Below are 24805 nucleotides of genomic sequence, written 5' to 3'. Positions count from 1 at the left end.
ATATGGAAGTTGTGGAAATATTTTTCTGAAGGGCGTCGCGCTTTACCCGCTGTTTACGGGATGGCGGTTACAGATCGTGCATGAAAGCCGCGAACATCCCCCTGCCGACCCCAGATAACGCCAGCGCCCCGATCCGGCGCAGGGCTTTGCTGGTCGGCAACAGTCCTGACCACAGCACCCGCGTGGCAGGCATATTGGCCCAGCGCGGCTATCTTATCACCCAAGCGGATCATGCCGAAGACGCATTGGCGATCTGTCAGGACCTGACGCCCGATCTTATCGTATCGGATTGGACATTGACGGGCATGTCGGGGCTGGAATTCTGTCAGGCATTCAGGAAACTTGACCGCGCGTCCTATGGCTATTTTGTCCTGCTGACGATGAACCGCGATCAGGACGATCTGGCAGCGGGCCTGCAGGCGGGCGTTGACGATTTCCTGACCCTGCCTGTGTCCGCACAGGAATTACTGGCCCGCATTGCCGCCGCCGAACGCATCCTTCGGATCGAGGATGAATTGCGTGGCAGCAACACCCAGTTGCGTGCGGCCTTGGCGCAGCTGAATGAAACCCAGACCGCTATCGAACGCGACCTGCGCGAGGCGCGCAAACTGCAACAGGGCCTTGTTCGCGAAAGATCGGGCCGTTTCGGCAAAACCGAAATCAGCCTGCTGTTGCGGCCGGCGGGTCATATCGGTGGTGATCTGGTGGGATTCTTTCCGATCAGCGCGGACAGGATCGGCATCTATGCGTTGGATGTTTCGGGGCATGGGGTGACTGCGGCGCTGTTAACGGCGCAGCTTTCGGTGCATCTGTCGGGATCATCGGATCAGAATGTCGCCCTGCGCGGGGCACAAAGCGGCGGCGATGCCGTCGGCCCCACCGCCTTGGCGCATTTCTTCAACAATATGATGCTGGAGGAGATGAACACCGACAGCTATTTCACCATGATCTTTGCAGAATTGAACCACAGCACGGGTGCGCTGCGGATGGTTCAGGCAGGGCATCCCCATCCGGTACTGCAACGCGCTGACGGGTCGATCACCCATCTAGGTCAGGGCGGCATGCCGATCGGGGTCTTTGACAATCCGGTGTTCGACGAAATCCACGTGCAGTTGGCCCCCGGTGACCGCCTGCTGATCGCCTCGGACGGGTTGACCGAGGCGACGGCCCCGAACGGTCACCAATTGGGAAACGAGGGGTTGGAGGCGATCCTTCGCACCAACGCCTTCCTGAAGGGCCATCCGTTTCTGGAAAGCATGGCATGGTCGGTGTCCGAATATTGCCGTGGCGAAAGGCAGGATGACATCTCAGCCGTCTTGCTGGAAATGCGCGAAGACGCCCAATTGGTCCGCCTGCCCCGCAAACCGGCGCGTTAACAATGGCCGCCAGCCCCAAGCCATGTTTTCAACGCAAAGCGTGACCCCGGATCACCCAGCAGATCCAGCGCCTTTTGTGGCGTGACCCAATGGGCAGTATGGCCCGGTTCGGTCGGGGCACCGCGTTGCAGGACCGGACGGGCCTGCCAGACCATGCACAGCTTTTCCGCATAAAAGTTATAATCGGGCATCCAGCAAAAGCGGCGATAGCTGCACAGGACACGAGGGGCACCGATGCTCCACCCTGTTTCCTCGAACACTTCGCGGTGCAGGGCCGCAATGGCTGATTCGCCCGCATCGATGCCGCCACCGGGCAATTGATATTCAGGGATCGGGGCGGATTGATGGGTTAGCAGCAACCGCCCCTCGCGCACCAGAATCGCATAGGCACCGGGGCGGCGGCGGTAATGCTGGCCGCTGATGGGGGGCTGTCCGAAACGCGGGATCATGGTTCACCTGTCTGTTGCACCCCCCTGATATCGCGGGCCACGATCAGGTGAAAGCCGCCCCTTGGGATCGGCGGAAAAACCCCTATATTGGGCGCAACCGGGCCCGCCTTGGGCGGAGCCGATGACACTTCAAGGATCAATGATGAACGACATCAACCAGATAGCCTGGGACGACAGCATTTTGCCTTTCCAGTTGGACCGCTCGGACATTCGGGGGCGCGTTGTGCGTCTGGATGGCGTGCTGGATCACATCCTAACGCGTCACGATTATCCGCCTGTTGTCAGCGCCTTGGTCGCCGAGGTCGCGTTGCTGGCGGCATTGATCGGTCCGACCGTCAAACTGCGCTGGAAGCTCAGCCTGCAGATCCGTGGCAATGGCGCGGTCCGCACGATTGCCGCCGATTACTTTGCCCCCGAAGCCGAGGGCCAGCCTGCGAAAATCCGCGGCTGGGCTAGCTTTGATGCGGACCGTCTGGACAACCGTCCGCCCTTTGAACAAATCGGCGAAGGATATTTTGCCATCCTGATCGATCAGGGCGCGGGCAGCACCCCCTATCAGGGTATTACGCCTTTGTCGGGAGGGTCGCTGTCGTCCTGTGCGCAAACCTATTTCGCGCAATCCGAACAGCTGCCGACGCGGTTCCAGCTGGCCTCGGGGCTGTCGCAAAGCACCGGTAAGATGGCCGGATGGCGCGCCGGTGGTGTCATGCTGCAAACCCTACCCGCCCAAGAGGTGAATATCTCGGAAGGTGGCAGCGGCGAAAACGGCCTGATCGAGGCGGCGGATATTCTGCAAGGTGCCGAATCGGAAAACTGGAACCGTGCCAACATCCTGCTGGATACGGTCGAAACGCTGGAACTGATCGGCCCGACCGTCAGTCCCACGGATCTGCTGCTGCGTCTGTTCCACGAAGAAACTCCGCGGGTGCATGATTCCCAGCCGGTCAAATTCGGCTGTTCATGTACCTCGGATCGGGTGCGCGATACGCTGGCCATCTATTCGGCCAAGGACATCACGCATATGACAACGCTTGAAGGCATCGTCACCGCCGATTGCCAGTTCTGCGGGGCGCATTACGAATTCGACCCGAACAGCCTCGGGTTCGAAGCGACCGTCGACCCCGAAGGCAATCCGGTGCCCCCCGAAGACAAGGCCGCCGAGTGAACCTGAATTGGTCCGAAACCCACCTGTCCTTGGCGCTGCAATCGGCGGCAAGGGCAAGTTCGGATTTTGATCTGAACCCCGAGGTCAAGGTGCCGGACGCGCCTTTGCGCCCTGCAGGCGTTCTGGCGGCCTTTCATGCCGATGACGGACGGCTGGTGCTGACCAAGCGCGCATCAGGCTTGCGGCACCATCCGGGACAGATCGCCCTGCCCGGTGGCAAGGTTGATCCCGGTGATGTCGATGCCGCCGCCGCCGCTCTTCGCGAAGCGCAGGAAGAAGTTGCCCTTGATCCCGCGCAGGTCCGCGTCCTTGGGTGTCTGCCACCACACCGCACGGTGACCGGTTTTTCCATCACCCCCGTCATTGCCATCATCGACGGCCCCTTTACCCCCATCCCCGAACCCGGCGAGGTGCAAGAGGTTTTCCACCTGCCCTTCCGCCACATCAGCAATCCCGCCTGTTATCGCGTCGAAAGCCGTCGCTGGCGGGGTGGGTGGCGCAGCTATTATGCGGCACCCTTTGGTCCCTATTATTTATGGGGGGCGACGGCGCGCATTCTGATGGGATTGGCGGAAAGGATGAACGCCTGATGCAGATGCCCGACCAGATCATGCAGGATGCCGCCGTGATCCGTGTGCTGGATGCGCTTCAGGCACAGGGTAACCGCGCCTATCTGGTCGGCGGCGCGGTGCGCAATGCCCTGCTGGATGAAGCGGTGGATGACATCGACATTGCCACGGACGCCACGCCGGATCAGGTGATGGCATTGGCCAAAGCGGCGGCCATGCGCCCCGTTCCCACCGGTATCGACCATGGCACTGTCACCGTCGTTCACGACGGTCGCGGGTTCGAGGTGACAACCTTTCGCCGCGATGTCGAAACCGATGGACGCCATGCCGTCGTTGCCTTCACCGATGATCTGGCCCAAGACGCCGCACGACGCGATTTCACCATCAACGCGCTTTACGCCGATGCATCAGGTGAAATTCTGGACCCGATGGGTGGGTTGCAGGATCTGGCCGCGCGCCGTTTGCGTTTTGTTGGCGACCCGAACCTTCGCATCACCGAAGATTACCTGCGTATCCTGCGCTTTTTCCGGTTCTTTGCCCGCTATGGCCGGCACGCCGATCCACAGGCCCTGCAAGCCTGTGCCGATCACAAGCATGGCCTGACCAGTATCGCCCGTGAACGCATCGGGGCCGAGGTGAAAAAGCTGCTGGCGGCCCCCGACCCTGCCCCCTCGGTCGCACTGATGGCGCAGACGGGTGTGCTGGACCTGTTGCTGCCCAATGCCAATCTTGCTGTACTGTCCGCCTTGCTGCGCGCCGAAGGCGACCAGCCCCCTGCGTGGCCGCGCCGTCTTTCAGCCCTGAATCCGCGCGATCCGGCCACGGCGTTGCGCCTGTCGCGAACGCAGGCCAAAACCCAGACCGTCCTGCGCGCGGCCATTGATAACAACTGGACCGTTGATCAGGCGGCCTACCAGCTGGGGGCGGATATCGCGACCGATTATGCGCTGCTGCAATCGGCAGGCGGGCTGGATCTGCCGCAGGACTGGCGCGAACAGATATCACAAGCCGCCTCTGCCAAAATGCCCGTCAGCGCCGCCGACCTTCCCGAACTGCAGGGACCGGCCTTGGGTCGCGGATTGAAAACAGCCGAAACGGCGTGGATCGCCTCGGGGTTTGCGCTGCCTGCCCCTGCCCTGATCGACATGGCCTATCTGGCCGGAAAAGAGCTTTTATGAGCATTCACGCAAGATTTGGCCGTATGGTCGACGCCTTCCGCCCCGCGAATGGTGCACCCCCACGCAGCCTGATGGCGTTTTTCAGATGGTGTCTGTCGGGTGCATGGAAGGGCTTGGGCTTTGCGGCCTTCACCTCGGCGATGGGTGGGGCGGCGGATGTTATTTCGGCGATGTTGCTGGGGATGGTGGTCGATGCGGTCACGGGCAGTTCGCCGGGCACGTTTTGGGCGGAAAACTGGACGACCGTGGCGCTGTTTGCCGGTTTCTTCCTGTTGTTGCGGCCTGCCATTTTCGGCCTGTCGACAGCCAGTTCAAACGTCATCATCGGGCCGAATGTCCTGCCGCTGGTGCTGTCGCGCCTACACCGCTGGACCATGGGTCACGCCATCGATTTCTTCGACAATGATTTCGCGGGCCGTCTGGCACAAAAGCAGATGCAGACCGCCCGTGCCGTAACCGATGTCGCAACCGAGATGGTGAACGTGGTGGCCTTCGCGCTGGCCTCGGTCATCGGATCGGCGGCGTTTTTGCTGGCGGTGGATGGCTGGGGCGTAGTGGCGCTGCTGGTCTGGCTGGTCGCCTATTTCGCGCTGATCCGGTTCTTTCTGCCGCGCATCCGCGCCAAATCGGGGGCGCGCGCCTCGGCTCGTGCGAATGTGACGGGTCAGGTTGTCGATACCATTACCAATATCAAAACCGTCAAACTGTTCGCCCATGATCGCCACGAAGACCGCGTTGCCCTTGGCGCGATGGCAGGTTTTCGCGAAAGGGCGCTGGATTTCGGCGTTGTCAGCACATGGTTCCGCTTGTCGCTGATGATCGTGGCGGGCATTCTGCCGGTGGTTCTGGTCGGTGGCAGCATCCTTTTGTGGCGTCAGGGCGCAGCCTCGGTCGGTGATGTGGCGGCATCGGGCGCGATTGCCATGCGTCTGTCGCAGATGACCGGCTGGGTCAGCATGGCGCTGATGGGCATCTGGGGCAATGTGGGCGAGATCGAGGACGGCATGCGGACCCTGTCCCCGCCCCACAGCCTGACAGATGCGCCCGATGCCATCACGCTGGATCGCGTGCAGGGGCAGGTCCAGTTCGACCACGTGGGCTTCGCCTATGGCCGTGAAAAAGGCGGGATCGACGATTTGAACCTGACAATTAAGGCGGGCCAGAAGATCGGCATCGTCGGTGCATCAGGGGCGGGAAAATCCACCTTGGTGGCGCTGCTGCTGCGGCTTTATGATGTCGAAAAAGGTGCCGTGCGGCTGGACGGACATGATTTGCGCGATGTCACACAGGAAAGCCTGCGCCGCCAGATCGCCATGGTCACGCAGGAAACAGCGATGTTCAACCGCTCGGCCCGCGACAACATCCTGTATGGTCGCCCCGATGCCACGCCCGAAGATGTCATCGCCGCCGCCAAAGCCGCCGAGGCGCATGAGTTTATCCTGACGCTGGAAGATTACGCCGGACGCACCGGCTATGACGCGCATCTGGGCGAACGCGGCGTGCGCCTGTCGGGCGGGCAACGCCAACGGATTGCCTTGGCACGCGCTTTCTTGAAGGACGCGCCGATTCTGGTGCTGGACGAAGCCACCAGCGCCCTAGACAGCGAAATCGAGGCGCAGGTTCAGGACGCCCTGACCCGCGCCATGCAGGGCAAGACGGTTCTGGCCATTGCCCACCGCCTGTCCACCATTGTCGAGCTTGACCGCATTCTTGTGATCGAGGATGGACAGATCCTTGAACAGGGCACGCATTCCGAATTGCTGGCGCTGAACGGAACATATGCAAGATACTGGGCGCGGCAGTCAGGCGGCTTCCTTGGTACAGATGAGGCTGCGGAGTAAAATGGGTGTTTGGACAGTGCAGCGGCTTGGCCGCAAAGGTGACGGCGTTGCAATCAACGGTGATGAACGCGCCCTTGCCGCACTGACCTTGCCCGAAGAAGTGATCGAGGGCGAGGCAACCGATGGCCATATCGCCGCTCCGCGCATTATCACCCCCTCTGACCAGCGGGTGCGTCCGATCTGCGGGCATTACCGTGCCTGCGGGGGCTGTTCCTTGATGCATGCGTCCGACAGTTTCACAACGGCTTGGAAGCAACAGGTGGTCGAAACCGCGCTGGCCGCACAGGGGTTGTCCGCACCGGTTGCATCGGTGCATGTATCACCTCTGAAATCGCGCCGTCGCGCGGTCCTGTCGGGAAAGCGCACCAAGAAAGGTGCGTTGGTCGGCTTTCACGCCCGCGCATCCGGCGTCATCGTCGATCTGGCCGAATGCCACGTCATGCGCCCGCAAATCACCGCCGCCCTGCCCTTGTTGCGTCAAATCACAATCGCCGGTGCCTCGCGGCAGGCGGAACTGACCTTTACCGTGATCCACGGCCCAGCAGGTCTGGATGTCGCGGTACGTGGCGGCAAGCCCATGGACCCCGCTCTGTTGCAGATTATGGCAGGCTTTGCCGAACAGGGTGATCTGGCGCGGCTGGATTGGGATGGCCAGACCATCACCCGCCGCCCTGCATATCTGCCGATGGGCCGCGCACAGGTGGTCCCGCCCCCCGCTGCATTCCTGCAAGCCACCGCAGAAGGCGAAGCCGCCTTGTTGTCTGCTGTACGCGACACCGTTGACGATGCTGGCCGCATTCTGGACCTGTTTTCGGGCTGCGGGACGTTCAGCCTGCCCTTGGCCGAACGTGCCAGCGTCCATGCGGTCGAGGGGCTGGCGGCACCGTTAAAGGCGCTTGATTCGGCATGGCGGCAGGCCCCGGGGCTGAACACGGTCACGACACAGGTGCGTGACATCGCCCGCCGCCCCCTGTTACCCGACGAGCTGGCAAAATTTGACGCAATCGTGATCGACCCCCCGCGCAACGGGGCCGAGGCACAGACCCGCCAGATTGCCGCCGCGCGTGTTCCCCTTATCGCCTCGGTTGCTTGCGATCCGGTGAATTTTGCCAAAGATACGCGCATATTGACCGATGCCGGATATAAAATCGACCGGCTGTGGATCGTGGACCAGTTCCGGTTTTCACCCCACGTCGAAATGGTCGCAGCATTAACGCTTTGCTAGTCACCGTTGCGATAGATGTGGTATCCGCAAATCTATAAAACAAAAAAACGTCAGAGGCAGTGATGAGCAATACCACCCGGCGGACATTCACCATTTCGATGCTGGCTGTTCTGGCAGCCTGTGGCAAACCGCCAAAGGAAAAGCCGAACTTTGTCCGCTATTCCGGCCCGCAAGTGACGCAGGTGCAGGTCGTCAAAGGCCAGCGCCGGATGTATATGTTCAGCGGCAAGACCGTAGTCAAAGCCTATGACATCAGTCTGGGCAATGTTCCCGTCGGTCACAAGCAATTCGAAGGTGACGGCAAAACGCCCGAGGGTGTGTATTTCATCGACCGCTTCAACCCCCGCAGCGCGTTCCACCTGTCGGTCGGTATTTCCTATCCGAACGAGGCGGATCGCGCCTATGCCGCATCAATGGGCCGCAGCCCCGGTGGCGATATCTTCATCCACGGTCGCGGCCCTGCAGGCAACAACCTGTTCCCGAGCCGGCACGACTGGACCGCAGGCTGCATTTCGGTCACGGACGAAGAGATCGAGGAGATCTATGCGATGCTGCTGCCCGGCACGCAGGTGGTCATCTATTCCTGAACCGCATCACAACCGACGTTTTTGAAAAGCCCCGATCCGGTGATCGGGGCTTTGTTATTCCGGCCTATTGCGATGCGGTCAGAAGCGTCCACCAGATCTTGCCCGAGGGTTCTTTATACCACGAAAAGCCCAATTGCGTTGCATTCGGGTCCATGACGACATCCCGCGTGTCACGGTCGCTCATCCATGCCGAAAGGGTCTGGATTTCGGTTTCGTATGATTCCGAGATGTTTTCCCCGACCAGCTTGCCCGTAAAGCCCTGCCGCTGCACGCGGTCCAGGGGTGATGATCCGTCGGACCCCCAATGCCACGCCCGATTCTGTGCCGACATATCGCGCGAATGGGCAAGGGCTGCCGCATCCAGCTGGGCATTGGGCGTCAAGCCGTTCAGGCCGATATTGCCCCGTAAGGTGTTGATCTGCTGCAACACCCGACCCGCGATTGCGGCGTTGTCATCGACCGGAACGGCTGCCTCGACGGGGGCTTGTGCGGCGACCGGCACGGGCTGGTTTTGCAGATAGCGCGGGGCGCATGCCGTCAGCGCAACAACGGAAAGAACCGCGATCAACCTGATTTTCTTCAATTTACCGGCTCCCTCTTAACTCTTTTGTCACTGGTCTTAGCGAAGGCGCACCCTGTCTTCAAACGCAACTCTGCGTGAGAAGGCCCGATGGCCACCGCTTGCGAATAAACGCCGGTTTGATTTGCCGCAACAGGGGGCAGAGGTTATGTTTGCCCTCTCAAACCCCGCCTTCCAGAAGCGGTGACCGAAACCCGAGGACATGTGCAAAATGAGCAAGCCTTCTTCCTTCAACCGCCGCGCCTTTATCGGATCGGCCGTCGCTTTGGGTGCAGCGGGCCTTGCCATGCCTGCATTGGCCCAAGATGCAGCTGCCAATACCGGCCCGCAGCATAATATTTCCAGCTTCCGGATGCAGGACTGGCGTCCGCATTTCCAGAACCTCAACAATGGCGCGATCCTTTGCGACCTGACATCGCGCGCGGTGCATTACTGGTCCGAAGACGAAAGCACCTATCACGTCTATCCCTCGTCCATTCCGGTCAGCACGGATCTGACCCGCACGGGGCGGACCGAAATCATCAAGAAGGTCGAAGGTCCGACATGGGCCCCCACCCCCTCGATGAAGGCCAGCAATCCCGAATGGCCCGATTTTGTCCCTGCGGGTCCCGACAATCCCTTGGGCACCCATGCGCTGTGGCTGTCTTGGCAATATTATCGCATCCACGGCACCCATGACACGCGCAAGATCGGTCGCAAGTCGTCGAACGGTTGTATTGGGCTATATAACGAACATATCGCCCAGCTGTTCGGGCTGGCCAAGGTCGGCACGCAGGTTCTGGTGATGTAATTCAAAAGGAGGCCAGCGCGGCCCCCTTTTTCATATTATGCGACGGGTTCGACCCAGCCGCCGATATTGTCACGGATCACACCCAGCATAACCTGGATATGCGCCGGATCCTCGTTCAGGCAGGGGATATACTGGAATTCATGGCCGCCGGCCTCTTCGAAGGCTTCGCGGATCTCTCCGTTGATTTCTTCCAGCGTCTCGATGCAATCGGATGAAAACGCGGGCGAGATGACGGCGATATCCGTGTGCCCCTGTTTCGCCAGTTCGGCAACATGTTCCACGGTATAGGGCTTCAGCCATTCCTCGCGGCCGAAGACCGACTGGAAGGCGGTGTCGATGATGCCGTCTTCCCAGCCCAGCTCCTCTTTCAACAGGCGCGAGGTTTTCTGGCACTGGCAGTGATAGGGGTCGCCCTGCATCAGATAGCGTTTGGGCATCCCGTGATAGGAGGCGACCAGCTTTTTCGGCACTTTACCGTTCAACGCGCGGCGCACGCTGTCGGCCAGCGCCTTGATGTAATCGGGACGGTTCACATAGGGTTCGCAGGTGCGAACGGCAGGCTGCCATGTCTGTTCCATCAGCGCGCGGAACAGCTGGTCGTTGGCCGTGGCCGAAGTCGGGCCTGCGTATTGCGGATAAAGCGGCAGGAACACGATGCGGCGGCATCCGGCATCGATCATTTTTTGCAGCACATCATGGGTCGAGGGGTTGCCATAGCGCATGCAAAACTCGACCATCACCTGATCGCCCCATTCGTTATGGGCCGCTTCGCGCAGGGCATTCGTCTGCGCCTTGGTGATGGTCATCAAGGGGCTTTCGTTTTCCTCGTGGTTCCAGATCAGCTTGTAATTCTTGCCGGAACTGAAGGGCCGCTTGGTCAGGATAATCCCCTGCAACAGCGGCTGCCATTTCCAGCTGGGCAGATCGACAACGCGCTTGTCGGACAGGAATTCGCTAAGATAGCGGCGCATCGATTTGTAATCATAGCCGTCGGGCGTGCCCAGATTGGCAATCAGGATGCCGGTCTTGGCGGGTTTGATCTTGGGGTGGTCTGCGGGCGCATGTGCTGGCGTCATGGGTTTCATTTCCTGAGTGCATTCAAGGCATCGGCAAGGGCGGTTTTGGCGCTTCCCGGTCGTAGCGGCTTGGGCTGACTGTCCGAAGGCGCCCATCCGGTCAGAAAGACCAGATCGAAGCCGACGTTGATACGGGACGGATCGTCGCGGTCAGGATGATGGGCGGCAAGGATCGCGGCGGCACGACCGATGACATCGCGCCGGGTCGGGCGGCGCAGGCGGGCGTTCATGGCATTGCCTTCGCCCATTGCGCGCAGGTCATGCCCCAGATGGACCAGATCACGATAGCTGGCGCGTTGCGACAACAGATCGGCCACAGGCAGGGCCAGGCCGGCGCGTTGCAACAGGCCGCCCATATCGCGGATCTCGCCCATGGGCAGGATACGGGGTGACAGACCGCCAGTGATTTCGGCTTCTGCCTGCCCCAGTGCCGCGCGCAGTTCCGACAGGGTCTGATTACCGAAGCAAACGCCGATGAACAGCCCGTCCTCGCGCAGGGCGCGGCGGCATTGGGCAATCTGGCCAATCGGGTCTTCGGCCCAATGCAGCGACATGGCGTGGATCACCAGATCATGCGCGCCCTGTTCCAGATCCAGTACCGGATCATCGGCCACGACCCGCGCCTGCGGGAAGCGGGGCCCCCAGATGTCCGGAAAACCGGTCACAAGGGCGGGGGCTGTAAAGGTTCTGTTAACCTCGATCAGCCTATCGTCGATCTCATCCGCGGCAATCTGGTGGAACAGATCGACAAACCCCGTCCGGCGCGCGCGGTCACGTTGGCGCAACAGGGCGGCTTGATCGGTCAGGGCGGGGCGCGTGGTATCTTGGGGGATCTTCATGGGGCTTGAACATAGGGTGCTTTCGGGGGCGATGAAAGTCGCACTGCATCTGCTTTATCCGCCACAGTGCCTGTCTTGTGGGACAGGTGTCGCCGATGGCGGTGCAGGCGCTGTGCATCTGTGTGCTTCCTGCTGGACCGAGGCCCAGTTTATCACAGGTGCGTTATGTGATTGCTGCGGGGTGCCCCTGCCCGATGACGGCACGGGGGACGAACAGGTGCTGGTCTGCGATGACTGCCTAACAAGCGTGCGTCCGTGGTCGCGGGGCCGTGCGGCGATGGTCTATGACGGCACCGCACGCAAGCTGGTGCTGGCGCTGAAACATGGCGACCGGCTGGATCTGGCCCCCGCGATGGCGGGCTGGCTGGCACGGGCGGCACGGCCCTTGGTGATGCCCGACCAGATTGTGGCCCCCATTCCGCTGCATCTGCGGCGCCTGATCAAGCGCAAATACAACCAATCCGCCCATGTCAGCGCCCGCGTGGCGCGCGATCTGGGGTTGGAGCATCAACCCGACCTGCTGTTTCGCACCCGCCATACCCCGGCACAGGACCATCGCGGGGTCAGCGACCGCTTTGCGAATATGACACAGGCGCTGGATGTCCATCCCCGCCGCATCGCGGGACTGCAGGGGCGGCCCGTGCTGTTGATCGATGATGTGATGGCATCGGGGGCGACGGTGACAACGGCAGCAATGGCGCTTTTGCAGGCAGGATCGGGTCCAGTTTCGGTTGCGGTTCTGGCACGTGCGGTCAAGGATCACTAGATAGGGATGCGAACCACCCGAAAGGACCATCATGGCACAGCCAAAGATCCAGATCTATACGACCCGCACCTGCCCCTTCTGCGTCCGCGCCAAAGCGTTGCTGGACCAGAAAGGTGTCAAATATGACGAAACCGATGTGGGCGCGGATGCCTCGAAGCGGGCGGCGATGACCCAGCGCGCCAATGGCAAGCGCAGCGTTCCGCAGATTTTCATCGGTGACACCCATGTCGGCGGCTGCGATGAACTTTATGCGCTGGAACGCGCGGGCAAGCTGGCCCCGATGCTGAAGGGCGCTGCCTGATGTTGCCCGCGTCGCTGACCGTGGGGCTGATCCAGCTGACGGTCGGCGACGCACCGCTGGACAATCTGGAACAGACCATCCCGCTGATCCGGCAAGCCGCCGCCCAAGGCGCGCAATTCGTCCTGACCCCCGAGGCGACGAACCTACTGTCCCCCGACCGCAAATGGCAGCGCAAGACCCTGCACCCCGAAGCCACCGACCCGACCCTTGCCGCCCTGCGGGCCGAGGCAAAATCGGCGGGCATCTGGCTGCTGATCGGGTCGCTGGCGCTGTTGACCGACGATGCTGATGGCCGATTTGCCAATCGCAGCCTGCTGATCGACCCGCAGGGCGATATCGTCGCGCGCTATGACAAGCTGCATATGTTCGACGTGACCATAAGCGAAACCGAATCCTATCGCGAAAGCAGCGCCTATCGTCCTGGTGACAGGGCTGTTCTGGCGAAGGCAGCCGATGTGCCGGTCGGCATGACGATCTGCTATGACCTGCGCTTTCCGCATCTCTATCGGCAATTGGCACAGGCGGGGGCACGGATATTGACCGTGCCTTCGGCATTCAATCCGGTGACCGGCGAGGCGCATTGGGAAACCCTGCTGCGGGCCCGCGCGATCGAAACCGGCTGTTTCATTCTGGCCCCTGCCCAATGCGGCACACATCCCGCCCCCAATTCCCCCGACCGACCCCCGCGCCGCAGCCATGGCCATTCACTGGTCATCGACCCATGGGGAAAATTACTGTCCGATGCAGGTGTGACGCCCGGTATATCCGTTGTTTCCCTTGACCTTAGGGCCGTTGACAGGGCACGGTCGTCCATCCCGTCCCTGACACATGATCGGCCCTTTGCGGCACCGGAACCTTATGACGACACCTGCCCCCCAGACTGACCCTGCGACCGACCGGCTGGCTGCCAGCCTGTTCGCCGAGGTTCTGATTGCGGAACAGCTGTCGCGCAACCTGATCAGCAAGGCACTGCCGGGCGGGATGCAGATCTCTCACTTTTCAGTGCTGAACCTGCTGGCCCATGTGAACGAGGAACGCACCCCCGCCCAGCTGGCCCGTGCGTTTCACGTGACGCGCGGGGCGATGACCAACACCCTGTCGCGGCTGGAATGGGCGGGGCACGTGCATATCCGCCCCGATTGGGATGATGCGCGGCGCAAGTTTGTCTCGCTCAGTCCGGCGGGACGGGCGGCGCGGGACAATGCGCTGGCATCCTTTATGCCGCTGATCGCGGGCGTGGTCCGCAAGATCGGGGCCGAGCGTGTGCGCAGCGCCCTGCCCGTCCTGCGCGAAATGCGCGTCCAGCTGGAAGGCAGCGATTAGGCCTTTCGCGCCGTCAGGATATAATTCACCGACATATCGCGGTCCGACAGCCGCCAGCCATGGGTGACGGGGTTAAAGACCATCCCGCGACGATCGACCGTATCCAGATTAGCGGCACCGGCTTTTTCCGTCAGCTCATCGGGTGTGATGAAGCGTGACCAGTCATGCGTGCCGCGCGGCAGCCAGCGCAGGATCCATTCAGCCCCCAAAATCGCCGCCCCGAAACTGCGGGCCGTGCGGTTCAGCGTGGAAATAATGACCAGCCCCCCTAGACGCACCAGCCGTTCGCAAGTGGCGATAAAGGCGGCGGGGTCAGCGACATGCTCGACAATCTCCAATGCCAGAACGACATCGAAGATTTCGCCGGCCTCTGCCATCGCCTCGGCGGTGGTGGCGCGGTAATCGATGGTCAACCCCTGCTGGTCGGCGTGGGTTTGTGCCACATCGATATTGACCTGCGTGGCATCCGCGCCCGTCACATCGGCCCCCAGCCGCGCCATGGGTTCGGCCACAAGACCGCCCCCGCAACCGATATCAAGGATACGCAGGCCCTTCAGCGGTGCATTGCCTTTCAGGTCACGGGCAAATTCGATCGACAACTGGTCGGTGATATAATCCAGCCGCAGCGGGTTCATCAGATGCAGGGGGCGGAACTTGCCCTTGGGGTCCCACCATTCGGCGGCCATCGCCTCGAATTTGGCAATTTCAGCGGGGTCGATGCTGGTCATTTTTGGGCAGTCCTTCTAGCAGGCGACGTCAACAGGGCTTATAGTATCAGCATGGACCGATTGGCAGGACAAATCTCCGCGTCACATGGCCGCCTTCATCCGGCGGTCGAACCCTATGCGCGACATACCATCGAAGTGGGTGATGGCCACAGCCTTTACGTCGAGGAATGCGGCAACCCCGAAGGCCGCCCTGTGGTCGTGCTGCATGGCGGGCCGGGTGGCGGATGCAGCCCCTTTATGCGCCGCTTTTTCGACAGCGCGCATTTTCGCGTGGTGCTGTTTGACCAGCGCGGCTGCGGACAGTCGACACCCGCCGCGTCAGTTCAGGCCAATACCACGCAACATCTGGTCAATGACATTTCCCTGATCCGCGAACATCTGGGCATTGACCAATGGTTGCTGTTCGGCGGCAGCTGGGGCGCAACGCTGGCTTTGGCTTATGCCGAAACGCATCCCGACCATGTCACCGGCCTTGTGCTGCGCGGCGTATTTTTGGGCATGCAGACCGAACTGGACTGGTTCTATGGTGGCGGGGCGGCGCGCTTCTTTCCCGAACTCTGGGACCGGTTTCAGGAACCCATTCCGCAGGCCGAACGCGACGATATGATCGGCGCCTATCACCGCCGCCTGTTCGACGATGACACAGGCCGCCAGACACGATTTGCCCAGCCGTGGCTGATGTGGGAAAATGCGCTGGCGGGGCTGCAATCCTCGGCCTCGGGGCATGCGCCGCCGGAATATGCCCGTGCCTTTGCGCGGCTCGAGAATCACTTTTTCAGCCATAAGTGCTTTCTGGACGAAGGGCAGTTGCTGCGCGACAGAGGCCGGATCGAACATCTGCCCGCCGTGATCGTGCAAGGCCGCTATGACATGGTCTGCCCGCCTGCCAGCGCCTATGCACTGGCGCAGGGTTGGGCGGATTGCCAGCTGCGCTTTGTGCCTGCATCGGGGCATGCGCTGTCGGAACCACGTATTACTGCCGAACTGGTCACTGTCATGGACACCATCCGCGACGAGGACCGCATCAAGAACCGGACACCCCGTACATGAGCCTGAACCTGTTTCTGATCTTCATGCTGGCCAGCGCGGCCGCGGCCGCCACCGGCATCATCTTCCGTCCCGGCGCATGGTATGAAAGCCTGCAGAAACCGTCCTTTACCCCGCCCAAATGGGCCTTCCCCGTCGCGTGGAGCACGATCTATCTGCTGTCGGCCATTGCCGCCGCGCGGGTGGCCCTGTTGCCCGGGGCTGGTGTGGCGCTGGCGCTTTGGGCGGCACAAATCGCGTTGAACACGCTGTGGACGCCGGTTTTCTTTGGCGCACGTCGCATGGCTGTGGCGATGGGCGTCATCGGCGTGCTTTGGGTGGTGGTCGCGGCAATGGTCGTGCAATTCTGGGCGCTTGACTGGCGGTCGGGGCTGCTGTTGCTGCCCTATCTGGCGTGGCTTTGTGTGGCCGCCGGCCTGAACTGGCGCATCTGGCGCGACAATCCGGGGGCCGGCGCGCGCTAAGGCAGCTTGCATTCGCGGGGCTGCGGCGCTATATGGCCTTACAACAGCGGTGCAGGGGTCCAAACCCTGCCCACCGGAACTTCCGCATGGGGCCCGCTGACGGCCCCTTTTTCATGTCCGAAAGGATCCCATGTCGAACGATCTGATCGCCAAGACGGCCATTGACCGTCGCCTGGCCGAAATCATCACGCCCGTGATCGAAGATCTGGGCTACGAATTGGTGCGTGTGCGCCTGCAGGGCGGCAAGACCGCCACGCTGCAGATTATGGCCGACCGTCCCGAAGGTGGCATCAACGTGGATGATTGCGCGGTCATTTCAACCGCCCTCAGCGCCACTTTGGATGTGCAGGACCCGATCGAGGATAACTATTACCTCGAAGTGTCCTCGCCCGGGATCGACCGTCCCCTGACCCGTCTGAAAGACTTCGAGAACTTCGAAGGCTATGAGGCGCGGCTGGACATCAACCAACCCATCGACGGGCGCAAACGCTTCAAGGGTTTGCTGACCGGTGTCGAAGGCACCGAGGTCCTGATCAACATCGAGGATCAGGGAAAGACCCATACCATCGGGCTGGAATTCGACCTGCTGGCCGATGCCAAGCTGGTCCTGACCGACGAGCTGATCAAAGAAATGTTGCGTCAGAAGAAAGAAGCCGGAGTCGAGATCGACAATCTGGACGAATCTGCCTTCGACGAGATCGAAACCGACGATAACGAAGGTGCCGACGGCGCCGCTACCAAGGAGTGAGTTGATGGCGATTACATCTGCCAACCAGCTTGAACTGTTGCAGACGGCGGAAGCCGTTGCCCGCGAAAAGATGATCGAACCCGAACTGGTCATCGAAGCGATGGAAGACAGCCTCGCGCGTGCCGCAAAGTCCCGCTATGGCGCGGAAATGGACATCCGTGTGTCCATCGACCGCAAGACCGGCAATGCCACCTTCACACGCGTTCGCACCGTGGTCGAAGACGATCTGGTCGAAAACTATCAGGCCGAAGTCACGGTCGAACAGGCACGTCCCTATCTGGACAACCCGCAGGTCGGTGATGAAATCATCGATCAGGTTCCCCCCGTCGAACTGGGCCGTATCGCCGCACAATCCGCCAAGCAGGTCATCCTGCAGCGCGTGCGCGAAGCCGAACGTGACCGCCAGTACGAAGAATTCAAGGATCGCGCCAACACCATCATCAACGGTGTCGTCAAGCGCGAGGAATACGGCAATATCATCGTCGACGTCGGCCGTGGCGAGGCGATTCTGCGTCGCAACGAAAAGATCGGTCGCGAAAGCTATCGCCCCAACGACCGGATCCGCGCCTATATCAAGGATGTGCGCCGCGAGACCCGCGGGCCGCAGATCTTCCTGTCGCGCACCGATCCGCAGTTCATGGCCGAACTGTTCAAGATGGAAGTGCCTGAAATCTATGACGGCGTGATCCAGATCAAGGCTGTGGCCCGTGATCCGGGATCGCGCGCCAAGATTGCTGTCATCAGCAACGACAACTCGATCGATCCGGTCGGCGCTTGCGTCGGTATGCGCGGCAGCCGTGTTCAGGCGGTCGTCGGTGAACTTCAAGGCGAAAAAATCGACATCATTCCGTGGAATGAAGATCCGGCCACCTTCCTTGTGAACGCATTGCAGCCCGCCGAGGTCAGCAAGGTCGTTTTCGACGAGGAAGCCAACAAGATCGAAGTCGTTGTTCCCGACGAACAGCTGTCGCTGGCCATTGGCCGTCGCGGCCAGAACGTCCGTCTTGCCAGCCAGCTGACCGGCATGGACATCGACATTCTGACCGACGAAGAAGAATCCAAGCGTCGTCAGGCCGAATTCAACAGCCGCACCGCACTGTTCATGGAAGCACTGGATCTGGACGAATTCTTTGCCCAGCTGCTGGTGGCCGAAGGCTTTACCAATCTGGAAGAGGTTGCATTCGTTGAAGCCGACGAACTGCTGACCATCGACGGCGTCGATGCCAGCACCGCATCCGAATTGCAGGCTCGTGCCCGTGACGTTCTGGAAGCCAAGCATAAGGCCGCCATGGACAAGGCCCGCGAATTGGGCGTCGAGGACAGCCTTGTTGAATTCGAGGGTCTGACCCCCTACATGATTGAGGCATTGGCAAAGGACGGCATCAAGACGCTGGAAGATTTTGCCACTTGCGCCGATTGGGAACTGGCCGGCGGCTGGACCACGGTGAATGGCAAGCGCGTCAAGGATGAAGGTCTTCTTGAACCCTTCGAAGTTTCTCTGGAAGAAGCGCAGGTCATGATCATGACCGCACGCGTGCTTTTGGGCTGGGTCGACCCGACCGAGCTGGAAGAGAATGCCGATGACGTCGACACCGACGAAGATGACAACGATGACGAGGAGGCCGGGGCCTGATCGCCCCGGATGTGTGCACAGCTTGAGCCGTGGTGGACGTGATAAGGACCGGACCGAAGATCCGGAGCGCAAGTGCATTGTCACTGGCGAAACGCAACCCAAACGTGGCCTGATCCGTTTCGTGATCGGGCCCGATGACCAGGTCATTCCGGATCTGGCCGAAAAGCTGCCCGGTCGGGGTATCTGGGTCACGGCGGATCGCGCTGCGATCGACAAAGCTGTGGCAAAGGGATTGTTTTCCCGCGCCGCCCGCACCCCTGTCAAAGCACCCGAAAATCTGGGTGACATGACAGAAGCGGGCGTCGGACGCCGACTGGTGGAACTGGTGTCGCTGGCCCGCAAAACGGGTCGCGCGGTTGCTGGCTTCGAAAAGGTTAAGGGTTGGCTGGCCGAGGGGCGCGCAAAGGTGCTTCTTCAGGCCAGCGACGGGTCTGATCGCGGCAAAGGCAAGCTGTGGACGCCCACCGGCGGACGCTGGTTTGGCTGCATGACGGCCTCAGAATTGGGTTTGGCATTTGGCCGTGATCATGTCATACACGTCGCGCTTGCGGCGGGTGGCCTGACGGACAAGGTGATCTTGGAAGCCGGCAGACTGACGGGTCTGCGCGGGCATGACGACGGCAATACGGCCGTCGGGAAGGAATAAGACGCAGATGAGCGATAAAGACGATAAAAAACCCTTGGGACTTGGCGGCGCAGGCCGTTCGGGTCAGGTCAAGCAAAGCTTCAGCCATGGCCGCACGAAAAGCGTGGTTGTGGAAACCAAACGCAAGCGCGTCGTGGTGCCAAAGCCGGGTGCCGGACAATCCACGATTGATAAAGCGAAAAATCCGCTGACCGCACGTATGGCAGGTGACCCCTCCAAGCGTCCGGCCGGTATTTCCGACGTCGAAATGGAACGCCGCCTCAAGGCACTTGCCGCCGCCAAGGCGCGCGAGGCCAGCGATGCTGCCGAACGTATCGCGCAGGAAAAGGCCCGTGACGAGGAACGCGCACGTCGCCGTGCCGAAATCGATGCGAAAGCAGCCGAAGAACGCCAGCGCGAAGAAGCCCTGAAGGCGAAAGCCGAAGAAGAGGCACGCGTCGCCCGCGAAGCAGCCGAAGCCGCCAAGCGCAAGGAAGCTGCACCCAAGCGCGAAGACCGTGCCAAACCCGCAGCGGCCAAAGACGCTGCGCCGGATCAGGCATCCATCGAAGCAGCAGCTTCGCGCGCCGAAACCAAAGGTGTTTCGCTGAACGTGGCTCGCAAGCCCGAACGCGAAAAGACCGACCGCGACAAGAACAGCAAAACCGCACGCGACGACAACCGTCGTTCGGGCAAGCTGTCGCTGAATCAGGCGTTGAACGGCGAAGCCGGTCGCCCCCGCAGCATGGCCGCAATGAAGCGCAAGCAGGAAAAAACCCGCCAGAAGGCAATGGGTGGAAGCCAGCGCGCCGAAAAGCAATTCCGTGAAGTCAAACTGCCCGAAACGATTGTCGTGCAGGAACTTGCCAACCGGATGACCGAACGCGCCGCAGATGTCGTCAAGACGCTGATGAAAATGGGCATGATGGTTTCCATGAACCAGCCCATCGACGCCGAGACCGCCGAACTGGTGATCGAGGAATTCGGCCATAAGGCTGTGCGCGTCAGCGACGCTGACGTGGAACAGGTCATCAACACTGTTGACGACAAAACCGAAGATATGCAGTCGCGTCCCCCGATCATCACGATCATGGGTCACGTCGACCACGGCAAAACCTCGCTGCTGGATGTGATTCGCAAGGCGAACGTGGTGTCGGGCGAAGCTGGCGGCATCACCCAGCACATCGGTGCCTATCAGGTCACGACCGAAAGCGGCGCTGTGCTGTCCTTCCTGGATACGCCGGGCCATGCGGCCTTTACCTCGATGCGTGCACGTGGTGCTCAGGTCACGGATATCGTGGTTCTGGTCGTCGCAGCCGATGACGCGGTGATGCCGCAGACGATCGAAGCCATCGCCCATGCGAAAGCAGCCGGCGTGCCGATGATCGTTGCGATCAACAAGGTCGACAAGCCTGCCGCCGATGTGAACAAGGTCCGCACGGATCTGTTGCAGCACGAAGTGGTCGTCGAAGCGATGTCAGGCGATGTGCAGGACGTCGAGGTATCGGCGAAAACCGGTCTGGGCATCGACCAGCTGCTGGAAGCCATCGCCCTGCAGGCCGAGATTCTGGAACTGAAGGCCAACCCCGATCGAGCTGCCCAAGGTGCCGTCATCGAAGCCCAGCTGGACGTTGGCCGTGGCCCTGTCGCGACCGTCCTAGTCCAGCACGGCACCCTGAAGCGCGGCGACATCTTTGTTGTCGGCGAACAATGGGGCAAGGTCCGCGCCTTGATCAACGACAAGGGCCAGCGCGTCGAAGAAGCCGGTCCGTCGGTTCCTGTCGAAGTTCTGGGCCTTAGCGGGACGCCGGAAGCCGGTGATGTGCTGAACGTCGTCGATACCGAAGCCCAAGCGCGCGAGATTGCCGATTACCGTCATCAGCATGCAAAGGACAAACGTGCCGCGGCAGGCGCCTCGACCACGCTGGAACAGCTGATGGCCAAGGTAAAAGCAGATGTGAACGTCGCAGAACTGCCGGTGGTCGTGAAGGCCGACGTGCAGGGTTCCGCCGAAGCCATCGTGCAGGCGCTGGAAAAAGTCGGCAACGACGAAGTCCGCGTCCGCGTCCTGCATTATGGTGTGGGTGCGATCACCGAATCCGACATCGGCCTTGCCGAAGCCTCGGGCGCACCGGTTATCGGCTTTAACGTCCGTGCCAACTCTCCGGCGCGCAGTTCGGCCAATCAGAAGGGTGTCGAGATCCGCTATTACTCGATCATCTATGATCTGGTGGATGACATCAAAGCTGCTGCCTCGGGTCTGCTGTCCGCAGAAGTCCGCGAAAACTTCATCGGCTATGCCTCGATCAAAGAGGTCTTCAAGGTCACCGGTATCGGCAAAGTCGCCGGTTGTCTGGTCACCGAAGGTGTCGCCCGCCGTTCGGCTGGTGTGCGCCTGCTGCGTGACAACGTGGTGATCCACGAAGGCACGCTGAAGACGCTGAAGCGCTTCAAAGACGAAGTCAAAGAAGTGCAATCGGGTCAGGAATGCGGTATGGCATTCGAGAATTACGATGATATCCGCGCAGGCGACGTCATCGAAATCTTCGAACGCGAAGAGGTCGAGCGTAACCTGTAAAGGACGCCGGATCAGATACAGGAAAAGGGGCGGCCTACGGGCCGCCTCTTTTTTCATGTCGTTTCCAGATCAGTGCAGTCCAAAGAAAAAGGGGCGACCTTTCGGTCACCCCTTCTTCAGCGTGTTTCAACGGCGCACGCTCCCCTTGCGCCGGATACGCTTATCTGCCGATCGGCTTACCTTCATAGGTACGGCTTCCCACCCGCACCAGAATGTTGCCGCCGGTCGTCGAACCTTCGAAAAGGCCCTGGATCGAGATGTAGCTTCCAACCGAAATCGTACGAATCATGTCAATACCCCTTGTGCTCCCAGTATCTAGATAGTCATGAAATGGTTAAAAAGCAGTACACAACTTCCTCATCTAAGACTTTTTTAGGCAGCCTGACAACAAAAAGCTGTGTAAAACTGTCATTAAAGCCACATCTGTAGGGCGGGGATCAGCGGAATATCTGCTGCTGGCATGGGATAATCGCGCAATTGCTGGGCGCGAACCCACTTTAACGACTGACCTTCACGGGGCTGAACGATGCCATCCCACCTGCGACAGGCGAAAACCGGCATCAGCAAATGGAAGTCGTCATAGCTGTGGCTGGCAAATGTCAGGGGGGCCAGACAGCTGTTCCATGTCTGGATGCCCAATTCCTCGTCCAGCTCCCGAATCAGGGCGGCTTCGGGGGTTTCACCGGCTTCGACCTTGCCGCCGGGGAATTCCCACAGGCCCGCCATCGGTTTGCCCGGCGGGCGCTGTGCCAGAAGCACGCGCCCGTCGGTGTCGATCAATGCGACCGCAGAGACCAGAACCGTTTTCACGACCGGTAATCCGCGTTGATGTCGATATAGCCATGCGTCAGGTCGCAGGTCCAAACGGTCCGTGCCCCCTGCCCCAACCCCATATCGACGCTGATCAGCAATTCATCGTTTTGCATATAGGCGCTGGCAGCAGCCTCGTCATAGCTGGGTGCACGCCAGCCGTTTTCGGCCAGAACCATATCGCCAAAGCTGATTCGCAAACGATCGCGGTCCGCCTCGGCGCCGGATTTGCCGATGGCGGCCACAATGCGGCCCCAATTGGCGTCCTGCCCCGCGATGGCCGTTTTGACCAAGGGCGAATTGGCGATGGCCATCCCGATCTTATGGGCATCCGCATCATCGACAGCGCCTGTAATGGCGATCTCGACGAATTTGGTGGCACCTTCACCGTCGCGCACGACCAGATGCGCCAATTCGCGCATGACGTCATGCAGGGCGGCGGTAAAGGCACGCGCCGTATCACTTTCCAGATCGGTGATCGGCGCAGCCGTGCTGCGACCTGTGGCCGCCAGAATCAGCGCGTCCGAGGTCGAGGTATCACTGTCCACGGTGATCGCGTTGAAGGTCGTGTCCAGTCCACCCGACAGCATCTGCTGCAACAGCGGTGCAGGAATGCTGGCATCGGTAAAGATATAGACCAGCATCGTCGCCATATCCGGCGCGATCATCCCCGAACCCTTGGCAATGCCGGTGATCTTGATGTCACCACCCTGCCCAGCAAATGTTGCCGAAGCCCCTTTTGCAAAAGTATCGGTCGTCATGATGGCATTGGCCGCCGCAGCGACACCACCCTGATCCAGTCCCGCGGCCAGGTCACCGATGACCGCCACGATGCGGTCATGCGGCAGCGGTTCACCGATCACACCGGTCGAGGATGAAAACACCCGCCCGATCGGCAGATCCAGCGCCTGTGCCACAGCCCCCGTCACCGCATCGACAGATTCCTGTCCGCGCGCGCCGGTAAAAGCATTGGCATTGCCGGAATTGACAATGATCGCGGCACCGGCACCATCGTCTTCGGTCGCGGCCAGTTTGGACTGACAATCCAGCACGCAGGCCGCACGGGTCGAGGAGCGCGTGAACGCCCCTGCCACCGATGACCCCGGTGCGATGCGAATCAGGGTCACATCGGTACGGCCCTGATATTTCACGCCTGCGGCAGCGCTGGCGAATTCGACGCCCTCGATCACCGGCAGGTCGGGAAATGCGGCAGGTGCCAAAGGCGAAACCGGAAGACCGGCCTTGCCCATTATTCGGCCTCCAGCAGGTCTGCGTTGTTCAGCAGCGCAGGATCGACGCCTTCGGTTTTTTCGATTTCGGCATCGGCAGTAATGCTTTCGATTTCCGATTCGACCTTTTCACGGCGGACCATCTGGACCAGCTGGTCGCGGACATCGTCCATCGTGGGCGCTTCGCGCAGGCGGCTGTCGTTCAGTTTGATCAGATGCCAGCCGAATTCGGTTTCCACAGGGTCAGAGATCTGGCCTTTTTCCATACCGGCAACGGCCTCGCTGAAGGGGGCAACCATCTGGTCGGCAGCAAACCAGCCCAGATCACCCTTGTTCGGACCCGAAGGACCGGTCGAATGCTGTTCGGCCATTTCACCGAAATCGGCACCGTCATCCAGCTCGGCCTTGATTTTTTCGGCTTCTTCCTTGGTTTCAACAAGGATATGGGCAGCGCTATATTCTGTCACGTCTTCGGCATCTGCGAACATGCGGTCATAGGCGACCTGCAATTCGTCGTTGGTCGGTTCGGCTCCCGCGATGGCGGTGACAGCGGCGGTTGCCAAGGCGTTGCGGCGCTGCAATTCGACCTGCGCGCGGATGCTGGCGTTTTCGGTGGCGGTTCCGGCCACAGCCGTCTGACGCACCAGCTGGTCCAGCATCATGTCGAACAGTGCCTGATCAGGCATATTTGCCATATTCGGGTCCTGAACCGACTGTTTCATGATGATCATCTGGCCAAGGGTAATGTCCTGTCCGTTTACCGTGGCAACAACGGTATCAGCGGTTTCACCGGCGGCCCATGCAGCAGGGGCGGTCAGCATCGGCGCCGCGACAAGGGCGGCGGCCAGCAGGGTCGGTTTGAACATGGGAAATTCCTT

At 60.9% G+C, this 24805-nt stretch carries 27 protein-coding genes and 1 pseudogene; 19 read left to right on the top strand and 9 right to left on the bottom strand.

Translation table 11 applies throughout. The features are described 5' to 3' along the window. Positions 1–80 precede the first annotated feature (80 nt). Positions 81–1376, top strand: coding sequence for a PP2C family protein-serine/threonine phosphatase (locus DWB67_RS06380; RefSeq protein ID WP_119806697.1), 1296 nt, complete (start codon positions 81–83; stop codon positions 1374–1376). Here the strand turns inward: DWB67_RS06380 and DWB67_RS06375 are convergent. Further along, positions 1373–1825: an NUDIX hydrolase gene (locus DWB67_RS06375; RefSeq protein WP_119806696.1), complete on the bottom strand. Its 453-nt coding sequence runs from the start codon at positions 1823–1825 to the stop codon at positions 1373–1375. The genes DWB67_RS06380 and DWB67_RS06375 overlap by 4 nt on opposite strands. A 142-nt stretch (positions 1826–1967) precedes the next feature. On the opposite strand from DWB67_RS06375, the gene DWB67_RS06370 reads away from it, so the two are divergent. The 7 genes and pseudogenes from DWB67_RS06370 (at position 1968) to DWB67_RS06345 (ending at position 8390) form a co-directional block, all read left to right on the top strand. Then, a complete protein-coding gene (locus DWB67_RS06370; RefSeq protein WP_119806695.1) occupies positions 1968–2990 on the top strand; it encodes an Hsp33 family molecular chaperone HslO in 1023 nt (340 codons plus the stop codon). Then, positions 2987–3580, top strand: coding sequence for a CoA pyrophosphatase (locus tag DWB67_RS06365; RefSeq protein WP_255418577.1), 594 nt, complete (start codon positions 2987–2989; stop codon positions 3578–3580). Before DWB67_RS06370 ends, DWB67_RS06365 begins: the two co-directional genes overlap by 4 nt. Further along, a pseudogene (locus DWB67_RS18615) lies at positions 3526–4014 on the top strand (hypothetical protein); the annotation flags it as partial. The gene DWB67_RS06365 and the pseudogene DWB67_RS18615, both read left to right, overlap by 55 nt. A 114-nt stretch (positions 4015–4128) precedes the next feature. Beyond that, the gene (locus DWB67_RS18610) at positions 4129–4737 is read left to right on the top strand and encodes a hypothetical protein (RefSeq protein ID WP_370453577.1); all 609 of its coding nucleotides are present in this window, start codon (positions 4129–4131) and stop codon (positions 4735–4737) included. Beyond that, positions 4734–6578, top strand: a complete 1845-nt coding sequence (locus DWB67_RS06355; RefSeq protein WP_119806693.1) for an ABC transporter ATP-binding protein — start codon at positions 4734–4736, stop codon at positions 6576–6578. Before DWB67_RS18610 ends, DWB67_RS06355 begins: the two co-directional genes overlap by 4 nt. A 1-nt stretch (position 6579) precedes the next feature. After that, complete coding sequence (locus tag DWB67_RS06350) at positions 6580–7803, top strand: class I SAM-dependent RNA methyltransferase (RefSeq protein ID WP_119806692.1); 1224 nt, start codon at positions 6580–6582, stop codon at positions 7801–7803. A gap of 62 nt (positions 7804–7865) precedes the next feature. Next, positions 7866–8390 (top strand): murein L,D-transpeptidase family protein, encoded by a 525-nt coding sequence (locus tag DWB67_RS06345; protein ID WP_119806691.1) that lies wholly within the window; start codon positions 7866–7868, stop codon positions 8388–8390. Between the two features lie 64 nt (positions 8391–8454). Here the strand turns inward: DWB67_RS06345 and DWB67_RS06340 are convergent, their stop codons facing one another. Then, positions 8455–8958 (bottom strand): CAP domain-containing protein, encoded by a 504-nt coding sequence (locus DWB67_RS06340; protein ID WP_255418576.1) that lies wholly within the window; start codon positions 8956–8958, stop codon positions 8455–8457. A 214-nt stretch (positions 8959–9172) separates the two neighbouring features. On the opposite strand from DWB67_RS06340, the gene DWB67_RS06335 reads away from it, so the two are divergent. Beyond that, the gene (locus tag DWB67_RS06335; protein WP_370453574.1) at positions 9173–9760 is read left to right on the top strand and encodes a L,D-transpeptidase; all 588 of its coding nucleotides are present in this window, start codon (positions 9173–9175) and stop codon (positions 9758–9760) included. 35 nt (positions 9761–9795) lie between these two features. Here DWB67_RS06335 and hemH read toward each other — a convergent pair whose 3' ends face one another. After that, entirely contained in the window at positions 9796–10836 is a 1041-nt protein-coding gene (gene hemH / locus DWB67_RS06330; RefSeq protein ID WP_119806906.1) for a ferrochelatase, read from the bottom strand. A 5-nt stretch (positions 10837–10841) separates the two neighbouring features. After that, complete coding sequence (locus DWB67_RS06325) at positions 10842–11675, bottom strand: methyltransferase domain-containing protein (protein ID WP_119806688.1); 834 nt, start codon at positions 11673–11675, stop codon at positions 10842–10844. Between the two features lie 31 nt (positions 11676–11706). Here DWB67_RS06325 and DWB67_RS06320 point away from each other — a divergent pair, with 31 nt between their 5' ends. From DWB67_RS06320 to DWB67_RS06305, 4 genes are read left to right on the top strand one after another with little or no spacing between them, the layout of a single operon-like run. Next, positions 11707–12441, top strand: a complete 735-nt coding sequence (locus DWB67_RS06320) for a ComF family protein (protein WP_119806905.1) — start codon at positions 11707–11709, stop codon at positions 12439–12441. A 31-nt stretch (positions 12442–12472) separates the two neighbouring features. Beyond that, the gene (gene grxC, locus DWB67_RS06315; protein ID WP_119806687.1) at positions 12473–12742 is read left to right on the top strand and encodes a glutaredoxin 3; all 270 of its coding nucleotides are present in this window, start codon (positions 12473–12475) and stop codon (positions 12740–12742) included. 14 nt (positions 12743–12756) lie between these two features. Continuing rightward, positions 12757–13626 (top strand): carbon-nitrogen hydrolase family protein, encoded by an 870-nt coding sequence (locus DWB67_RS06310; protein WP_119806904.1) that lies wholly within the window; start codon positions 12757–12759, stop codon positions 13624–13626. After that, complete coding sequence (locus DWB67_RS06305) at positions 13601–14065, top strand: MarR family winged helix-turn-helix transcriptional regulator (RefSeq protein WP_119806686.1); 465 nt, start codon at positions 13601–13603, stop codon at positions 14063–14065. Before DWB67_RS06310 ends, DWB67_RS06305 begins: the two co-directional genes overlap by 26 nt. Here DWB67_RS06305 and ubiG read toward each other — a convergent pair. Continuing rightward, complete coding sequence (ubiG, locus tag DWB67_RS06300) at positions 14062–14793, bottom strand: bifunctional 2-polyprenyl-6-hydroxyphenol methylase/3-demethylubiquinol 3-O-methyltransferase UbiG (protein WP_119806685.1); 732 nt, start codon at positions 14791–14793, stop codon at positions 14062–14064. The genes DWB67_RS06305 and ubiG overlap by 4 nt on opposite strands. A gap of 51 nt (positions 14794–14844) precedes the next feature. On the opposite strand from ubiG, the gene pip reads away from it, so the two are divergent. The 6 genes from pip (at position 14845) to infB (ending at position 21888) form a co-directional block, all read left to right on the top strand. Further along, positions 14845–15843, top strand: a complete 999-nt coding sequence (gene pip, locus DWB67_RS06295; RefSeq protein ID WP_119806684.1) for a prolyl aminopeptidase — start codon at positions 14845–14847, stop codon at positions 15841–15843. Further along, positions 15840–16304, top strand: a complete 465-nt coding sequence (locus DWB67_RS06290) for a TspO/MBR family protein (protein ID WP_119806683.1) — start codon at positions 15840–15842, stop codon at positions 16302–16304. The genes pip and DWB67_RS06290 overlap by 4 nt, the downstream gene beginning before the upstream one ends. A gap of 130 nt (positions 16305–16434) precedes the next feature. After that, positions 16435–17052 (top strand): ribosome maturation factor RimP, encoded by a 618-nt coding sequence (rimP, locus tag DWB67_RS06285; protein WP_119806682.1) that lies wholly within the window; start codon positions 16435–16437, stop codon positions 17050–17052. Between the two features lie 4 nt (positions 17053–17056). Then, positions 17057–18685 carry a transcription termination factor NusA gene (nusA, locus tag DWB67_RS06280; protein WP_119806681.1) on the top strand — a complete coding sequence of 543 codons (1629 nt, stop codon included), beginning with the start codon at positions 17057–17059 and terminating at the stop codon, positions 18683–18685. A 22-nt stretch (positions 18686–18707) separates the two neighbouring features. Then, the gene (locus DWB67_RS06275) at positions 18708–19331 is read left to right on the top strand and encodes an RNA-binding protein (protein ID WP_119806680.1); all 624 of its coding nucleotides are present in this window, start codon (positions 18708–18710) and stop codon (positions 19329–19331) included. 7 nt (positions 19332–19338) lie between these two features. Then, the gene (gene infB / locus DWB67_RS06270) at positions 19339–21888 is read left to right on the top strand and encodes a translation initiation factor IF-2 (RefSeq protein ID WP_119806679.1); all 2550 of its coding nucleotides are present in this window, start codon (positions 19339–19341) and stop codon (positions 21886–21888) included. Positions 21889–22048: 160 nt separating this feature from the next. On the opposite strand, the gene DWB67_RS18290 is transcribed toward infB, so the two are convergent. The 4 genes from DWB67_RS18290 to DWB67_RS06255 all read right to left on the bottom strand — a co-directional run bounded on the left by DWB67_RS18290 (position 22049) and on the right by DWB67_RS06255 (position 24793). After that, the gene (locus tag DWB67_RS18290; RefSeq protein ID WP_255418575.1) at positions 22049–22177 is read right to left on the bottom strand and encodes a hypothetical protein; all 129 of its coding nucleotides are present in this window, start codon (positions 22175–22177) and stop codon (positions 22049–22051) included. 122 nt (positions 22178–22299) lie between these two features. After that, positions 22300–22698 (bottom strand): (deoxy)nucleoside triphosphate pyrophosphohydrolase, encoded by a 399-nt coding sequence (locus DWB67_RS06265; protein WP_119806678.1) that lies wholly within the window; start codon positions 22696–22698, stop codon positions 22300–22302. Then, the gene (gene argJ / locus DWB67_RS06260; protein ID WP_119806677.1) at positions 22695–23948 is read right to left on the bottom strand and encodes a bifunctional glutamate N-acetyltransferase/amino-acid acetyltransferase ArgJ; all 1254 of its coding nucleotides are present in this window, start codon (positions 23946–23948) and stop codon (positions 22695–22697) included. The genes DWB67_RS06265 and argJ overlap by 4 nt, the downstream gene beginning before the upstream one ends. Next, complete coding sequence (locus DWB67_RS06255; RefSeq protein ID WP_119806676.1) at positions 23948–24793, bottom strand: peptidylprolyl isomerase; 846 nt, start codon at positions 24791–24793, stop codon at positions 23948–23950. Before DWB67_RS06255 ends, argJ begins: the two co-directional genes overlap by 1 nt. Positions 24794–24805: the final 12 nt, after the last annotated feature.

It is taken from the genome of Paracoccus sp. JM45, assembly GCF_003590715.1.
Classification (GTDB): Bacteria; Pseudomonadota; Alphaproteobacteria; order Rhodobacterales; family Rhodobacteraceae; genus Paracoccus.
This window is presented reverse-complemented; position numbering and strand designations above follow the sequence as displayed.

Coding starts and splice junctions, on each gene's coding strand:
- argJ (WP_119806677.1), bottom strand. CDS start 23,948: ATGGGCAAGGCCGGTCTTCCGGTTTCGCCTTTGGCACCTGCCGCATTT.
- hemH (WP_119806906.1), bottom strand. CDS start 10,836: ATGACGCCAGCACATGCGCCCGCAGACCACCCCAAGATCAAACCCGCC.
- DWB67_RS06255 (WP_119806676.1), bottom strand. CDS start 24,793: ATGTTCAAACCGACCCTGCTGGCCGCCGCCCTTGTCGCGGCGCCGATG.
- grxC (WP_119806687.1), top strand. CDS start 12,473: ATGGCACAGCCAAAGATCCAGATCTATACGACCCGCACCTGCCCCTTC.
- DWB67_RS06355 (WP_119806693.1), top strand. CDS start 4,734: ATGAGCATTCACGCAAGATTTGGCCGTATGGTCGACGCCTTCCGCCCC.
- ubiG (WP_119806685.1), bottom strand. CDS start 14,793: ATGACCAGCATCGACCCCGCTGAAATTGCCAAATTCGAGGCGATGGCC.
- DWB67_RS06350 (WP_119806692.1), top strand. CDS start 6,580: ATGGGTGTTTGGACAGTGCAGCGGCTTGGCCGCAAAGGTGACGGCGTT.
- DWB67_RS06335 (WP_370453574.1), top strand. CDS start 9,173: ATGTGCAAAATGAGCAAGCCTTCTTCCTTCAACCGCCGCGCCTTTATC.
- DWB67_RS06345 (WP_119806691.1), top strand. CDS start 7,866: ATGAGCAATACCACCCGGCGGACATTCACCATTTCGATGCTGGCTGTT.
- DWB67_RS06320 (WP_119806905.1), top strand. CDS start 11,707: ATGAAAGTCGCACTGCATCTGCTTTATCCGCCACAGTGCCTGTCTTGT.
- DWB67_RS06370 (WP_119806695.1), top strand. CDS start 1,968: ATGAACGACATCAACCAGATAGCCTGGGACGACAGCATTTTGCCTTTC.
- rimP (WP_119806682.1), top strand. CDS start 16,435: ATGTCGAACGATCTGATCGCCAAGACGGCCATTGACCGTCGCCTGGCC.
- DWB67_RS06325 (WP_119806688.1), bottom strand. CDS start 11,675: ATGAAGATCCCCCAAGATACCACGCGCCCCGCCCTGACCGATCAAGCC.
- DWB67_RS06375 (WP_119806696.1), bottom strand. CDS start 1,825: ATGATCCCGCGTTTCGGACAGCCCCCCATCAGCGGCCAGCATTACCGC.
- nusA (WP_119806681.1), top strand. CDS start 17,057: ATGGCGATTACATCTGCCAACCAGCTTGAACTGTTGCAGACGGCGGAA.
- infB (WP_119806679.1), top strand. CDS start 19,339: ATGAGCGATAAAGACGATAAAAAACCCTTGGGACTTGGCGGCGCAGGC.
- DWB67_RS06290 (WP_119806683.1), top strand. CDS start 15,840: ATGAGCCTGAACCTGTTTCTGATCTTCATGCTGGCCAGCGCGGCCGCG.
- DWB67_RS06380 (WP_119806697.1), top strand. CDS start 81: ATGAAAGCCGCGAACATCCCCCTGCCGACCCCAGATAACGCCAGCGCC.
- pip (WP_119806684.1), top strand. CDS start 14,845: ATGGACCGATTGGCAGGACAAATCTCCGCGTCACATGGCCGCCTTCAT.
- DWB67_RS18290 (WP_255418575.1), bottom strand. CDS start 22,177: ATGATTCGTACGATTTCGGTTGGAAGCTACATCTCGATCCAGGGCCTT.
- DWB67_RS06305 (WP_119806686.1), top strand. CDS start 13,601: ATGACGACACCTGCCCCCCAGACTGACCCTGCGACCGACCGGCTGGCT.